The organism is Ornithinibacillus proteolyticus, assembly GCF_039581225.1.
Taxonomy (GTDB): Bacteria; Bacillota; Bacilli; order Bacillales; family Amphibacillaceae; genus Ornithinibacillus; species Ornithinibacillus massiliensis.
The window spans coordinates 1-707 of the sequence record NZ_JBCPXV010000125.1; the positions used below are offsets into that span (position 1 = coordinate 1).

Genomic DNA, 707 nt, shown 5'->3' on the forward strand with positions numbered 1-707 from the left:
TAGTCCAGAAGGTAAGCTTTATATCGGGTTAGCGTTTAATAAGACGACACCGGAAGAAAGCAATAATCCCGCAGATTATACATGGAGTGAAATGCCGCAAAATATTGAGATTGGTGGAAGGAATTTATTGTTAGATTCCCCATCTATTTTAACTACATCATGGGGTTCAGATCATGGTACCCAAAATAGTTTTTTAGATTCAGAAGGTGGTTTTAGAAGGTTTGAATCTATTGAATCTAATGCAAATGCTTATATATGGTTAGTTCAAAACGATTATATTGATTTAGAAGATATTCAATTAAACAAAGAATATGTAGTTAGTGCCGATATTAGAGGGGAGTCTGGTGCTCAGTTTGGTTTGAGAAGTAATGCGACAAGTGGTGGGAATGAAACCTTCTACAAATCTCATTCGAATATCGATGAAGATGAATGGACAAGGGTTCAAACAGTTTTTAAATTTACTAGGGATTTTGATGATATTTTGTTACTTGTGAGGATTCCAAGTATTGATATTCCTTTAGATATAAAAAATATAAAAATAGAAAAAGGCAACAAAGCAACAGACTGGACACCAGCACCTGAAGATGTACAAGCCGAAATCGACGAAGCGAAACAAGAAGCCGAACGAGCAAAACAAGAAGCCCAACAAGCGAAAACAACCGCAGATGGGAAGAACAGCGTATTTACCCAATCGACACAACCTTCAA

Annotated in this window: 1 pseudogene; it reads left to right on the top strand. The window is 36.5% G+C overall.

The window, feature by feature from the left end:
• Positions 1 to 707 (top strand): annotated as a pseudogene (locus AAIB49_RS19925) (hypothetical protein); the annotation flags it as partial.